General features: G+C 58.7%; 8 protein-coding genes, 2 pseudogenes and 1 riboswitch. Of the genes and pseudogenes, 6 read left to right on the forward strand and 4 right to left on the reverse strand.

The window, feature by feature from the left end:
- Positions 1–122 precede the first annotated feature (122 nt).
- Entirely contained in the window at positions 123–1,358 is a 1,236-nt protein-coding gene (locus tag PACILC2_RS23485) for an Nramp family divalent metal transporter (RefSeq protein ID WP_062490768.1), read from the reverse strand.
- Between the two features lie 156 nt (positions 1,359–1,514).
- Complete coding sequence (locus PACILC2_RS23490; RefSeq protein ID WP_062490770.1) at positions 1,515–1,805, reverse strand: CD3324 family protein; 291 nt, start codon at positions 1,803–1,805, stop codon at positions 1,515–1,517.
- Positions 1,806–2,380: 575 nt separating this feature from the next.
- Here PACILC2_RS23490 and PACILC2_RS23495 point away from each other — a divergent pair.
- The 6 genes and pseudogenes from PACILC2_RS23495 to PACILC2_RS23515 all read left to right on the forward strand — a co-directional run bounded on the left by PACILC2_RS23495 (position 2,381) and on the right by PACILC2_RS23515 (position 11,364).
- Positions 2,381–3,250: a MurR/RpiR family transcriptional regulator gene (locus PACILC2_RS23495; RefSeq protein ID WP_062490772.1), complete on the forward strand. Its 870-nt coding sequence runs from the start codon at positions 2,381–2,383 to the stop codon at positions 3,248–3,250.
- A 272-nt stretch (positions 3,251–3,522) separates the two neighbouring features.
- On the forward strand, positions 3,523–4,512 hold the full coding sequence (locus PACILC2_RS23500; protein WP_213531223.1) for an ROK family protein: 990 nt from the start codon (positions 3,523–3,525) through the stop codon (positions 4,510–4,512).
- A gap of 2,240 nt (positions 4,513–6,752) precedes the next feature.
- A complete protein-coding gene (locus tag PACILC2_RS23505) occupies positions 6,753–7,829 on the forward strand; it encodes a family 10 glycosylhydrolase (RefSeq protein ID WP_213531224.1) in 1,077 nt (358 codons plus the stop codon).
- 200 nt (positions 7,830–8,029) lie between these two features.
- Entirely contained in the window at positions 8,030–8,803 is a 774-nt protein-coding gene (locus PACILC2_RS28995) for a DEAD/DEAH box helicase (RefSeq protein ID WP_307860696.1), read from the forward strand.
- A gap of 8 nt (positions 8,804–8,811) precedes the next feature.
- On the forward strand, positions 8,812–9,444 hold the full coding sequence (locus PACILC2_RS29000) for a helicase-related protein (RefSeq protein ID WP_307860697.1): 633 nt from the start codon (positions 8,812–8,814) through the stop codon (positions 9,442–9,444).
- A 169-nt stretch (positions 9,445–9,613) separates the two neighbouring features.
- Positions 9,614–11,364: pseudogene (locus tag PACILC2_RS23515) on the forward strand (SulP family inorganic anion transporter).
- Positions 11,365–11,416: 52 nt separating this feature from the next.
- On the opposite strand, the pseudogene PACILC2_RS29615 reads toward PACILC2_RS23515, so the two are convergent.
- Positions 11,417–12,144, reverse strand: a pseudogene (locus PACILC2_RS29615) (DUF4832 domain-containing protein).
- Positions 12,144–12,767 carry a hypothetical protein gene (locus PACILC2_RS27600; protein WP_244863796.1) on the reverse strand — a complete coding sequence of 208 codons (624 nt, stop codon included), beginning with the start codon at positions 12,765–12,767 and terminating at the stop codon, positions 12,144–12,146. The pseudogene PACILC2_RS29615 and the gene PACILC2_RS27600 overlap by 1 nt, the downstream one beginning before the upstream one ends.
- Before the next feature lie 237 nt (positions 12,768–13,004).
- Positions 13,005–13,097: riboswitch (cyclic di-GMP riboswitch) on the forward strand.
- The last annotated feature ends 45 nt before the right edge of the window (positions 13,098–13,142 follow it).

A 13,142-nucleotide genomic window follows, 5' to 3' on the forward strand; every position in this document is an offset into this window, starting at 1 on the left:
TTTGTTCATCGTACCGATGCAAACGGGTGCCCGGCGGGTTAGGCGCGGACGAATAAGGCCCTGGAGGTTCGCAAACGGCCGGCCGAGTGATTCGGCGCGAGGCTTCCCGCCTTTTTTCCCGCTCAGGAGAAGAAGATCGTGCGAATATTGTTGGCGGCCAGAACGAACAATACGGCGATGCCGATGGCGGCGAGAATGTTGCTCGCTGCTTTGTTCTTGAGCTCGCCCATCACCGCCTTGTCGTTGGCCACGGCGAACATGGCGATGCCGATGACCGGCACGATAATGACGGTGACCGCCTGGGCCAATACGATCATCTCGAGCGGCGCAGAACCGAAAATAAGGGAGACCAAAGCGCCGATCGCCATCACGAGCATAATGCATACGCGGACGCTGCGGTCGCTCAGCTTGCTTCCCAGGTCGAGCGCTTCGGCCAGCATCACGCCGCCGATCGTCGCGTTCCCCGTCAGGGAGGAGAAGGAAGCCCCGAATAGGCCAAGCAAAAAGACGTCGTTGGCCCAACTGCCGAAGACGGGCTCGAGCGCTTTACCCATGTCGCCGGCGGAGACGATTGTCGTCCCTTGGGGCAGCAGCACCGCCGCCGCGCTGATCATGATCATGGATGAGATCAGGCCGAGAATGATAATGCCGGAGAAGCTTTCGCGGATGCCGTGCTTCCGGTCGGCCTTGGTCAGTCCTTTCTCCCGGACGAGATAGGATTGGTAGAACGCGCCGACGATGCTGAACGTCGTGCCGACCAATCCGATCACGAGCAGGATGGAGCCGTCCGGCACGACCGGGACGAGACCGCTCAATATGCCGCCGATGCTCGGTTTGACCATGATCAGCGTCAGCAGGAAAGCGGCGATCATCAAGGCGACCATGGCGAGCATCAGCTTTTCGAGAACGACGTAAAAGTTTTTGGTGAACAACAGGGACATGCCGATCACAGTCGTCAAGACGATCCACAAGACGGTGGAGGTTCCGGTCAGATCGGCGATGGCGAGCCCGGAGCCGATGGCATTGCCGGACTGGAACGAGGCGGTGACGAGGAAGGCGCCGATGCCGATCAGGACGGAGGCGGTCTTCCCCCATTTCGCCCGGATGAGAGCCAGCAAGGAGCGGTCCGAAGCCATGCCGATGCGGGCGCTCATAGCGGTAAAGACGAGCATGAACAGAACCGACAGCACGAGCGCCCAGAACAGGCTGTACCCGTACAGGCTGCCGATTTTGGACGTCAGGGTAATGCTGCCGGGACCGAGCACCAGCGCGGCGGTAATCAGGGACGGTCCCAACGTGCCGAGCCACTTTCTGAATGAGGAAGGAATGGTTTGCCGATCATCTGATAGCGCTTTCATTAATAAACCTCCTCTATAGTTCCGATTGTATTGTTATTGTAAGAGGATGGCAGGTATTGCGACAAGACTTTAAATCGTCTCTAAATATCCGCATCCGCATCCGGATCGGGATCGGGAAATATCGGCGAAAAAAGCCCGGGAGCGGCCTGACGGCTGTCAGGACTCGCTTACCCGGGCGTTGCGCGTTTTGGATATGATTTTGCGGATGCTGTCTTCCGACAGGTGATAGCGGCGCTCCAGCTCGGCGATCGAGCAGCCGCTGCGATAGCTGCGCCAAATTTCCTCGTTCCGCCTGGCGATCAGCTTGCGCGTTCCGCTTAATTCGCCCCATTTGGCGCGCCGGTCGTTTTTTTTCGGAATATAGATCAATTCGCCGTCGATGTACTTCTGCAGCTCCTGGAGAAGGCTAGGGGGAAGCACATCTCTTCCATTTTTGTAATGCCCCATTGAAAACCTCCTTCGATTGACGCGAGCGAAATGCGTATGCCTGTTCATCTGCAATAGTCCGAAATGCCATGATGACGGCTCCTCCTTTCATGATAATGTGATGTCCGAAAAGACAAAAAAACCGTGGAGTTCCAAATGATCCACGTTACTGCGCAGCCTTGCGGCCGCTACTTCTTCTATATCATTATAAGTAAATACTTTCCAATGCCGCAACAAAATAAATAAAGCAGATTGCCGCCAAATAGGGAGAGGCCCCGCAGGGCCTCTCTTGTACGGGCTTCGCTTACGCGAAGACCACCTCATGGATCTGAATCATTTCGATCAGCCTCCTTTCCGCTCGATTCGTCGGCCCGACACTTTAATTAACGCATATGGCGATTGCAGCCGGCAAGCGAAAGAACGGTTATAACCGTTTTTCACACACGGAGGAAATATCCGCGAACATTTAAAATGAAAAACATATCTTTCAATCGTATGAAAACGATGTTACAATAAAGATCATGCGCCCTGAAAAGGCTGCAGAACAAGCCGGCGCTTCATGTTTCCATCCTGCGGGAAAGAAGGAGAATCGAAGGATGAAGAAAGAACTGAAACGGATGCAGACCTCCAATCCGATTTTGATGATTTCCAGCATATACAATTCGTTGACCAAGGCGGAGAAGAAAGTGGCCGACGCGGTTCGCGACAATCCGGAAGAAGCGGTCATGTTTACGGTTACCGATCTGTCGGAGAAGGCGGGCGTAGGCGAAACGTCGGTCATCCGGTTTTGCCGCAAGCTCGGTTTTCGCGGTTATCACGATTTCAAGTTGGCCGTCGCGCAGGATCTGGTCCATCTTCCCAGCTATATAACAGGGGAGATCGACGAGTCGGACGAATTCGACGTCATTATCCGCAAGATGACCCAGAACCATGAAAGCATACTGAAGAGCACGATGGATCTGCTTCGTCTGGAAAGCCTGCAAGAGGCCGTCGAGCTGCTTGTCAAGGCGAACAAAATCTATATTTACGGCGTCGGCTCTTCCGGCATTACCGCGCTGGACGCGCATTACAGGCTGATGCGTCTCGGGATGAACGTGGAAGTGCAGCGCGATTCGCATATTATCGCCATGTCGGCGGCGCTGGCCGGTAAAGGGGATGTCGTGCTCGGTATTACGACCTCCGGCAGCACGAAGGACCTGGTCGATCCGATCGCGGAGGCGAAGCGCAACGGAGCCGGCGTCGTCTGTCTGACGAGCCACGCCAAGTCGCCGATCACCCAGATCGCCGATGCGGTGCTGCTCATCCCGTCGAAGGAGACGCCCTTCCAGGGAGGCGCGCTGACGACCAAAATTGCGCAAATCCACGTCATCGACATTGTGGCGACGCTCATTGCCATCACGAAGAAGGAAACGGCTTACGCCTCGGTCAAAAAGACGGCGAACGCGGTGGCGGACAAACTGTATTAAAAGGACAAGCGGACTTGTTGAGAGGACAACCGGACTTGTTGAGAGGACAACCGGACTCTTTAAAGGACAAACGGACTCGTTAAAGGACAAACGGACTCGTTAAAGGACAAACGGACTCGTTAAAAAGGCAAGCGAAAAAGTACAAACGGACTCGTTATTGGACAAGAAGACACGTTAAAGGACAACCGAACTTGTTGAAAAGACAAGCGGACTTGTTGAGAGACAACCGAACTCTTTAAAGGACAAGCGGACTCGTTCGGAGGGGAGAAAGCATGACGGAACTGGCTATCGGCGTCGACATCGGCGGGACGAAGATGCACGCGGCAGCGGTGGATCGGACCGGGCGCATCGTACTGGAGCGGATTGCGCCGACGCTGGCGCAGGAAGGGGGCGAAGCCGTTCTGTTGCGCGCGCTTGAGCTGACCGGCGCCGTGCTCGCCGAAGCGGAACGTCTGTCCGGCGCCCGCCTGGCGGGAATCGGCATCGGCAGCGCCGGGCAGATCGATTTCGCGACGGGGAAGGTCGCCTATGCCGGGGAGACGATGCCGGGCTGGACCGGCATCCCGCTCGGCGCGGCGGTGAAGGAGCGGTTTGGGCTGCCGGTATGGACGGACAATGACGTCAACGTCTTTGCCGTCGGGGAGAAAGCGCTCGGCGCCGCCCGCGAATTCGACCATTTTGTCTGCCTGATGCTCGGCACGGGCGTCGGGGGCGCGATCATGGAAGGCGGACGGCTCGTGCGCGGCGCGTTCGGCGGAGCGGGAGAGCTCGGCCATCTGTCGGTCAATTTCGACGGTCCGCGCTGTTACTGCGGCAATTACGGCTGTCTGGAGCTGTACGCTTCCGGCACGGGAATCGCCCGTCTCGCCCGCGAGCAGGCGGCTGCGGAAACAGCCGCTGCCGGTACGGACAAAGCGGATGGCGCGGCCGGCGTGCCGGAAGGCGGTTCGGAAGGACCGGATTCCCATGCGGTCATTCGAGGCTGGCTCGCCGGGGAGCCGTGGGCGGTCCGCATTATGGACAAGGTGGTGCTGGCGCTCGGAACAGGCATCAGCAGCCTGGTGCATACGTTCAATCCGCAGGCCGTTATTATAGGCGGCGGCGTCGCCGCGACGGGCGAGCCGCTCATGGCGGCGATTCGCGAGCGCGTCAAGGCGCAGACGTATCCGTCCATGGGCGGGCATCTCCGCATTTTGCCGGCGGGACTCGGCGCAGGCGCCGGCGTCATCGGAGCGGCCGCGCAGGTGTGGGTGTACGGCTAGCAACCTTAACCGCACGTGCACACGCGCCTTCGCCGATATGATGTCCGGAACCGCGAAACGGGGATGTCCGGCAGGACATCCGGTTTTCCGCGGACGGAACCGTTTTTCGATTTTATTGTAAGCGCTTTACTCATGTGCTTGCGTGCGTCGATGTTGCCAAGGAGGTGAGGCGGTACTGCAACAGACATCAATGTCCGACACAGTCAAAACCGAACCGAATGGGAGGATGACGTAATGAGAAAGCGAACGATTACGACGGCGGTTGTTCTCGTATTGGCGATCGTGCTGTCGGCGATAGCCGGGGAAGGGGCGGCGTATGGCGCCGATGATCCGGAGCCGAAGGGGCAGCCCGGGGAAGAGGCTCTGTCAGTTGCGGAGGCGCACGCGCCGGACGGGGCGTCGATCGGCATCACGGATGTCAACCGGCCAATCCGGGCGGCCGACGAGCTGATTCTGTTCACCCGCGAGCATGCGTCCGACAAGACGGACGGCAACGCTTATTCGGCCGCCGTAACCGCCGAATATTTCGACGGCAAGTATACGGTGACGGACGTGAAGGCGCGGGTCGGCGCCGTTCCGATTCCGACGAAAGGCTTTGTGCTGTTCGGCCACGGGACGAGCGAGCAGTGGCTTCTCGAGCATTTGAAGGCGGGCGACGAAGTGACCGTGACCGGCATCGACCTGCCCGGGCCGGTCGACGGCAGGCGGCTGCAGCTCGAGGACGGATCGAGCGTTAACGTCGACGGTGTCGACGAGGAGCGCAGCGCTGACGGCGTAACTCTGTATACGAGCGCATACGGGACGTCGACGCCGCCTTACGGAGCGGATACGGCCGAATACATCGTGACCGGGGACACCGTCGCCGGCATTCAGTCCGACGGCGCCAAAGGAACTTTCATTCCGGCGAACGGTTATGTCATTTCCGCTTCGGGCGCCGCACGAGCGCTGCTTGCAAGCGTCGAGGTCGGGCAGACGGTGCGCGCGCTGAACCTTGACATCCCGATCCTGCCCGAGCGGTACGCGCAGATTCGCGATATCGTCGTGCCGATCGACGACGTGAACGGGGGGCGCGACGCGAACGAAGTGGTGCTGTATTTGCCCGATTACGGGGCGACGACCGGTACGAACGCCTGGGGGATGGAATTGACGGTCGTAAACGACGCCGTCACGAACATCGTCGGCTTTCGCCCGGACCCTGCGAATCCGGGCGGTTTCCTCGACAACAATTCGCCCATCCCGGCGGATGGCTACGTTTTATCAATCCAAATCGGAAGTGCCGCGTATGCGGCGCTGAACGGCCAAGTCGCCGTAGGAGACGGGGTGAAGCTGGTGTTGGACAACCAGACGCTATACAAGGCGGCCAAAACGGCATACGACGCCGTCAATCCGAAGACGCGCGAAGACAACCCCGGCGGCTACGACGAGGCGACGAATACGCCGTATCCCGGATTGCGCGGTCCCGATCAGCTTATCGTGTATGACGGCGGCTACGGGCAACCGTCGACCGGAACGAATCCGTGGGGGCTCGAAGTGACGGTGAACGCCGACGGCAAAGTCGTCTCCATCGGCGGCAACGACAGCGCCATTCCGGACGGCGGACTCGTGCTCTCCGGCCACGGAGCCCAGGCGTCCTGGCTGGCCGCCAATGCGCAGATCGGCGCCACGGTAAGGGTGAACCGCGAAGCGAAGACGGTTCTGCTGCTGTTCACGCCGGAGTCGTACCTGGACAAGGCGGAGATCGGCTTCGCGAACATCGGGCGCGAGCTTGCGTCATCCCGCGAACGGTTCCTTGACGTGCCGTACGGAGAGATCGAAAACCGAATCGCCCAGGCGGAGCAGGCCTATGCGGAAGCGGAAGCGCATTTGCGGGACAACGGAGTCGAAGGCTTATCCGATATTTTGAACCGGCTGGAACGTTTCCTGAACGAAGCCGGCTATATGAATGTCGAATCACGCGGCGTCGAGCACCGGGGGCTCTGGCTTCGCCCCAAAGAGCAGACGGTCGAGCAGGTCCGGGAACATCTGACGGCCATCAAGGCGCTGAACATCAATGCGGTTTATCTGGAAACGTGGTGGGACGGCTATACCGCATTCCCGACCGACAATCCGCTGACCGGGCTCAATCCGATCTACAACGGCTTTGACGTGCTAGGGGCCTACATCGAGGAGGGCAAGAAGCTGGGGATCGAAATTCACGCCTGGGTGGAAAACTTTTCGTCGGCGGAAACAAAAAAGGGCCTGTGCTGGAAATCCATCCCGAATGGACGATGCTCAGCCGCAAGGGAGACCCTTACGAATCGAGCGCAGGCAGCGACTTCAAATATTACTATCTCAACCCGGCGCTTCCGGAAGCGCGGGACTTCGTCTCGTCGGTGTACAAGGAGCTGCTGACCAAATATGATGTGGCGGGCCTCCATCTCGACTACACCCGTTATCCGGGGGCCGGCGATTATACGAATGATCACGGTTACGAGCCCTATACCCGGGAGTTGTTCAAAAGCGAGTACGGCGCCGATCCGCTCGATCTCCATCCCGGCGATGCGCTGTGGGAGACGTGGCTGGAGTTCAAAATCGGCATCATCAATACATGGGTCGACCGGGTCGTCGCGGAAGCGCGCGCCATCAAGCCGGACTTGTCGATTACGGCGGCCGTATGGCCGAACTTCGAGAGCGCTCCCGCGCTGCTCGCCCAGCGGGCCAAAGACTGGGTAGACAAAGGCTACATCGACACACTGTTCCATATGTCGTACCATCCGGACGCCTCGCTCGTCGTCGAAGACGCGAGGAAGACGCTCGCCGTAGCCGGAGGAAAGTCGCTTTCCGCTTCCGGGGTCGGGACGTTCATCGGACTGACGAAGGAGGAGCTTGCCCGGCAAATCGCCGGCGTCAACGCGGAAGGGCTGCACGGCAGCGCGCTGTTCGAGTTTGAATCGCTGTTCGCCGGCCGCTACGGCGATATTTTGAAGCCGGGCGTTTACCGGAACGAGGCGGTCTTCCCCGCCTTCGGAAAGACCGCTCCTTATGAAAAGCTGTTCGAAGAAATGGAGCGGAAGATCGATGACATCTATGTGCCGTTCGGCGGCATGCCGGCCAAATCGGCGAAGAAGCTGGAGAAGCAGCTCGAGAAACTCAAGAGCGCACTCGATCGCGACGGCGGTGCGCTGACCGCCAAGACGGCCCGCAAGCTGGAGAACGAGCTCGGCAAGCTGCGCCGCGAGATCGAAAGCGACCGCGCGCTTCATGCCGAAGTAAAGCTGCGGATGACCGCAGACCTCAAGCTGGCGGAAGACCTGCTGGGCGTTTATCAGTCCCGGTAAAAGTAAAGAGTTGAAACTGATCCCGCCCCCGTTTTGCCGGATTCCGCATGGCAAGACGGGGGCGGGTTGCGTTTCGGAGCCATATGTCCGATCGACGGTGCATGTCTTATGCCCGATTCGCCGGTCCATCATCCTTCGCGTGCATTGTTGCTTGAGATCCTGTAGAATGGGTCAATATGTCATACCAAGGAGACGAGAAGATGATGCAATCATTCAAGCCTTTGGGCATTCGTCCGGAACTGGTCCGCCGGCTGCGCGAATCGGGCATTGTGCGGCCGACCCCGGTTCAGGCGGAAGCGATCCCGCTCATCGCGGGCGGGCATGACGTCATGGCCGAAGCGCAGACGGGGACGGGGAAGACGCTCGCGTTCATCCTGCCGATGCTGGAGAGGATCGATCCGAATGTTCCGCATGTGCAGGGTCTTGTGCTGACCCCGACGCGGGAGCTGGCTATCCAGATTACCGCGGAGTTGGAGAAGCTGGCGCCGGTCACGGGCGTGAACGTGCTCGCCGTATACGGGGGACAAGATGTTGACCGGCAGCTGCGCAAACTGCGGGGCGCCGTTCATTTCATTGTGGCGACGCCCGGGCGTCTGCTTGATCATTTGCGCCGGGGGTCGGTTCTGCTCCGCCGATTGTCGATGCTCGTGCTCGACGAGGCGGATCAGATGCTCCACCTGGGATTTCTGCAGGAGGTGGAATCGGTTTTGGCGCAGACGCCGCATCAGAAGCAGACGATGCTGTTCTCCGCCACGATGCCTGCGCAAGTCCGCGAGCTGGCGCGCGAGGTGATGAAGGAGCCGCGCTTTGTCCGGATCCGTCCGGATAAGCAGGTAACGCTGGCGGAAATTGAACAGCGGGTCGTCCTGACGGCCGATCGCGGCAAGCAGGACGCCTTGTGCCGGGCGATTGACGAAGCGAATCCGTTCCTGGCGATGATTTTTGCCGGACGAAACGGCGCGCCAGCACGCTGAACGGGGCGCTGCTCGAACGCGGGTACGCGTCCGAAGAGCTGCACGGCGACTTGTCGCAGGCGAAGCGGGAGCAGGTGATGAAGCGGTTCCGCGAAGCGAAATTCCAGCTGCTGGTGGCGACCGATGTCGCCGCCCGCGGTCTCGATGTCGAAGGCGTCACGCATGTTTTCAATTACGATATTCCCCATGACGCCGAGAGCTACATTCACCGCATCGGCCGAACGGGACGGGCCGGCGGGACGGGCGTCGCCATCACGTTCGCGGCGCCGAAGGATCAACGCTACCTCGAGCTGATCGAGCAGTCGATCCGCATGACGCTGCCGAAGTCGAAGGCGGGGGGTTCGGACGGGACGGCCCGCACGGCCGAAGCCGAACGCGAGAGCGGCCGCAAGAGCGCGGGCCGAGCGGCAACAAGCCGCGCAACCGGTTCGCGCGCCGCAAGCGCAAACCGCGGAGAAGCACGCCGCGGCGGCGCCGGGCAAGGAGGCACGTCCCGCGGCGGTTCCCGCGGACGGGCCGGCGCAACCGGCCCGCGCGGCACGCAGCCGGCGAGTGCCGGCCGCAAGAGCGCATCTTCCCGCGGCGCCGCTACTGCCGCAGGCCGCGCCAAAGGCGGCCGCGGCGCTCGCGGCAAGCGGTAAAAAGCCAGGGGAACCGTAAGCAATAAGGCGGTTTTGCCCGTTTTTTCGCGTCATTATCGTTCTTTGTCCCTTGAAGAACCTTTTTCGTATTTGACAGCCGCTTCAACAGAGGAGTATGATCGCTGTAAAATTCGTCGTTTATTTTATGGAGAAAAGAAGGTCGCGCCGAATGATCGGGAAGGAAAGATTTGAGGGCTACAGTTTAGCCGGCTTTCGCAAGGATCTTGTTTCCGGCCTTGTTGTCGGCATTATCGCCATTCCTTTGGGAATGGCGTTTGCTATTGCATCCGGCGTGAAGCCCGAGTACGGCATCTACACAACGGTTGTAGCCGGCATTTTGATTTCCTTGTTCGGAGGCTCCAAATTTCAAATCGGCGGTCCGACGGGAGCTTTCATTCCGGTGCTGCTTGCGATCGTGATGCAGTACGGCTATGAGGATTTGCTGATTGCCGGTTTTCTTGCGGGGATCCTTCTTGTATTAATGGGCGTGCTTCGGTTGGGCGTGCTCATCCGGTATATTCCCCGTCCCGTAACGGTCGGGTTTACCGCCGGCATTGCCGTCATTATATTCAGCGGCCAAATTGCCGGATTTTTAGGACTGAGCGGCATCCGCAAACACGAGGAGTTCGTGCTGAACATGCGGGAAATCGTTCTGCATATCGGATCGATTAACGTGTACAGCGTCATAACGGCCGGGATCAGTCTGGCCGTTCTGCTGCTCGCCTCCCGATTTTTGCCGAAGGTGCCGGGAGCGTTATTGGGGCTTGTCATATCGAGCGCGGTCGCCGCGCTCTTTTTCAAAGGCCAGGTCGCTACGATCGGCTCGTCCTTCGGGGCGATCCCGAGCGGTCTGCCTCCGCTGCATATTCCGGAGCTCACATGGGAACGGGTCGCGGCGATGCTTCAACCCGCATTCATTATCGCTGTGCTCGGCGGTATCGAATCCTTGCTTTCGGCCGTCGTAGCCGACAACATGTCCGGAAGCCGCCACAACAGCAACCGGGAGCTGATCGGTCAGGGAATCGCCAATATGGCCGCGCCGTTGTTCGGAGGGATTCCGGCTACGGGCGCCATCGCCCGCACGGCGGCGAATATTAAGAACGGAGCGGTATCTCCGCTGTCCGGCATTATCCACGGTTTCGTCGTCCTGCTCGTGCTGCTGCTGTTTGCGCCTTACGCCTCCCATATTCCGCTTGCCGGCATGGCGCCGGTCCTGATGCTGGTGGCATGGAATATGAGCGAGCGGAAGGAATTTATGCACATTCTGAAAACCAAAACGAGCGATTCGCTCGTGCTCGTGGTTACGTTTGTGCTGACGGTATTTACGAATTTGACGATAGCTGTCGAAGCGGGGCTGATTATGGCTGTTCTGCTGTTTGTAAAGCGGATGAGCGACCTGTTGAACATAGCCAAAGTGCTTCCCGACCCGAACAGCAAGCATGCCAAAGTGAAAGCGCATATGGTGTTCGAAGGGCATGATTGTCCTCAAATCGGCATTTATACGATCGAAGGGCCTTTATTTTCGGGGCGGTCGGTCGATTTGAAAAGTCGTTGTTGGCGGACCCGCTCCGTCCGAAGCCGAATATTTTGCTGCTGCGTATGAGCCGGGTTCCCTTCATGGATACGACGGGCGCCTACCAATTATCCGGTCTGGTCAAACGTTATCGGAAGCAAGGCGGTTTGGTGCTGTTTGCAGGGATTCAGCCGCAGCCGCTTGACATGCTCCGAAAAACCGGATTATACGAACAGATCGGGGCGGACCGATTTTTCGAGCATACCGGCGAAGCGATCAATTATGCGTTGGAACGGTTAAATCCGGCGAAATGCCGCGGCTGCAAGCATTTCGTATTTCGCGAATGCGCGGCATTATCCGAGGGGAAAGGCGCGCAGCCTGCGGCTGTTGTAGCCGGAAACAGTTAAAGTTGGGGCCGCAGGCGGACCGGGAACGGTCGACGCGTTGCGGCTCTTGTCTTCATGACGGCGCGGCGACGATGACCGTGCCGAGCGGATAGCGGCCGTCCGGCCGTCTCCCCTCAATGGCGAATTCGACGCCGGGTTTGCCGGTTTGCGGGTCGAGAATGGCCGCGTTGACGATATATTCGCCTTCGGCCAGCCGCTTGGGCAGCTTTATCGTATGGAATACCGTTCGCGTCCCGGGCAACCATTGCCGGATGTCGGCATCCGCAACCGTCTTCAGCACGATGGCGCCGGTAGCCGCATCCGACAGCGACAATTCCAGCGGCCACGGGTAATAGAAGGGCGCTACGCCGCGGTTGCGGATGTCCAGCCGGACATTCAGCTTCCCGCCGGCCGGCGCCTTTTCTCGTGCGATTCCTTGACGATGACAAACCGATAGCCGATCGTGTTGAGAAACCGGTCGATATTTGCCTGCAGCGTCCTGTCTTCTTCGAGATAGGGCGCGTTCGGGCCCATCCAGCTGACATGCGTAAGCCGCGCCTGCCGCAGCGTTTCCCCGATGCTGTCGTCCTGAAAATATTTCGTTCTGTGCGCAAATTCGCCGCCGCTCGGCGCTTTCGTCCAGAAGTTGAGCATGGCCGGTTCCTTTTCCTTTGTCAGCCAGGACGTGTACCCTTGAGTATACCAGGTATAAAAACCGTCGGCCGTCGCTTTCGGATCCCCGAAGGCGTCGTTGAACAGTCCCATGCCGTTGCGAAGCGCGACATCATGCGGGCGCCGCATCAGCAGATGCTTGTCCGGGAACGCCCGGACATAGTGCTCGGCGTACCGGTCGGAAACGTTCCGTTTCGGAAACGGGATGTAGCCTTCCTTTTATCCCATGTATGCCATTCTCCCCAATGGCCGAGACTGCCCAATTGAATGAATGCGATCAGCGGATCGTCGTTGTAGCGCCGTCCGAGAGCCGAAATCATGCGTTCGTGATTGCGGATCAGCAAGGAGTTGTCGTAGTTGGGGCTGAACCCTTTGCCGTATTCGTTGTCGTACCAGGTTCCGTCGCCGCCGATTTCGCGGTAGAGCCAGTCGGGAATATCCATATGGGCGTAGTCCCGCGGATAATCCATGATCACCCGGACGATCAGATGAACGCCGCGTTGTCTCCATAACGGGAAGTTAAACTTTTCCTCTATGGCATCGAAGGCATATCGGCCTTTCTCCGGTTCGAGTTCCCGCCAGGTCAGATTGACGTGGGCGAGCCGGAACGGCTGCGCGGATTCGTCGTATTTGGCGTCAACGGCAAAACCCATAAACGGGTTGGCCAGCACCCGGTCGGATTCTTCCGGATAAAATACGGTTCGCCCGGCCGGGCTTTCGGCGGCATGCAGGCTGTCTTGAATTACAAACACAAGTATCCCGGCTATCCCCAAAAAGGCCAACATCACGAGGCTGCGGTATAGAAGGGCATTCATGTTTTTCTTCCTTTCGGCGACAGGCGGTCCGTCATTTTTCATCATGTTTGTTTATTATATACCGGCAGCAATCGGCAGGGAAATACTGGTCTGGAAATTGTAAGTGTTGCTTTTTTTGTGAAACTGTATATAATACAACCTATATCTCAGATTGAAAAATATCATATTGGAACGACCTGTAAAAAGCAAACCTATCGAAAGTTAGGGACGCAAAGTCAGGAGTCTGCCATGCTGGTATTCCAGCATAATGATCGTCCGACTGCCATGTTATAATGGCAGTCTTTTTGTTTTCGAAAAAAGAACCGGTCTCAA

It is taken from the genome of Paenibacillus cisolokensis (assembly GCF_018403665.1).
GTDB classification, from domain to species: Bacteria; Bacillota; Bacilli; order Paenibacillales; family Paenibacillaceae; genus Paenibacillus_AH; species Paenibacillus_AH cisolokensis.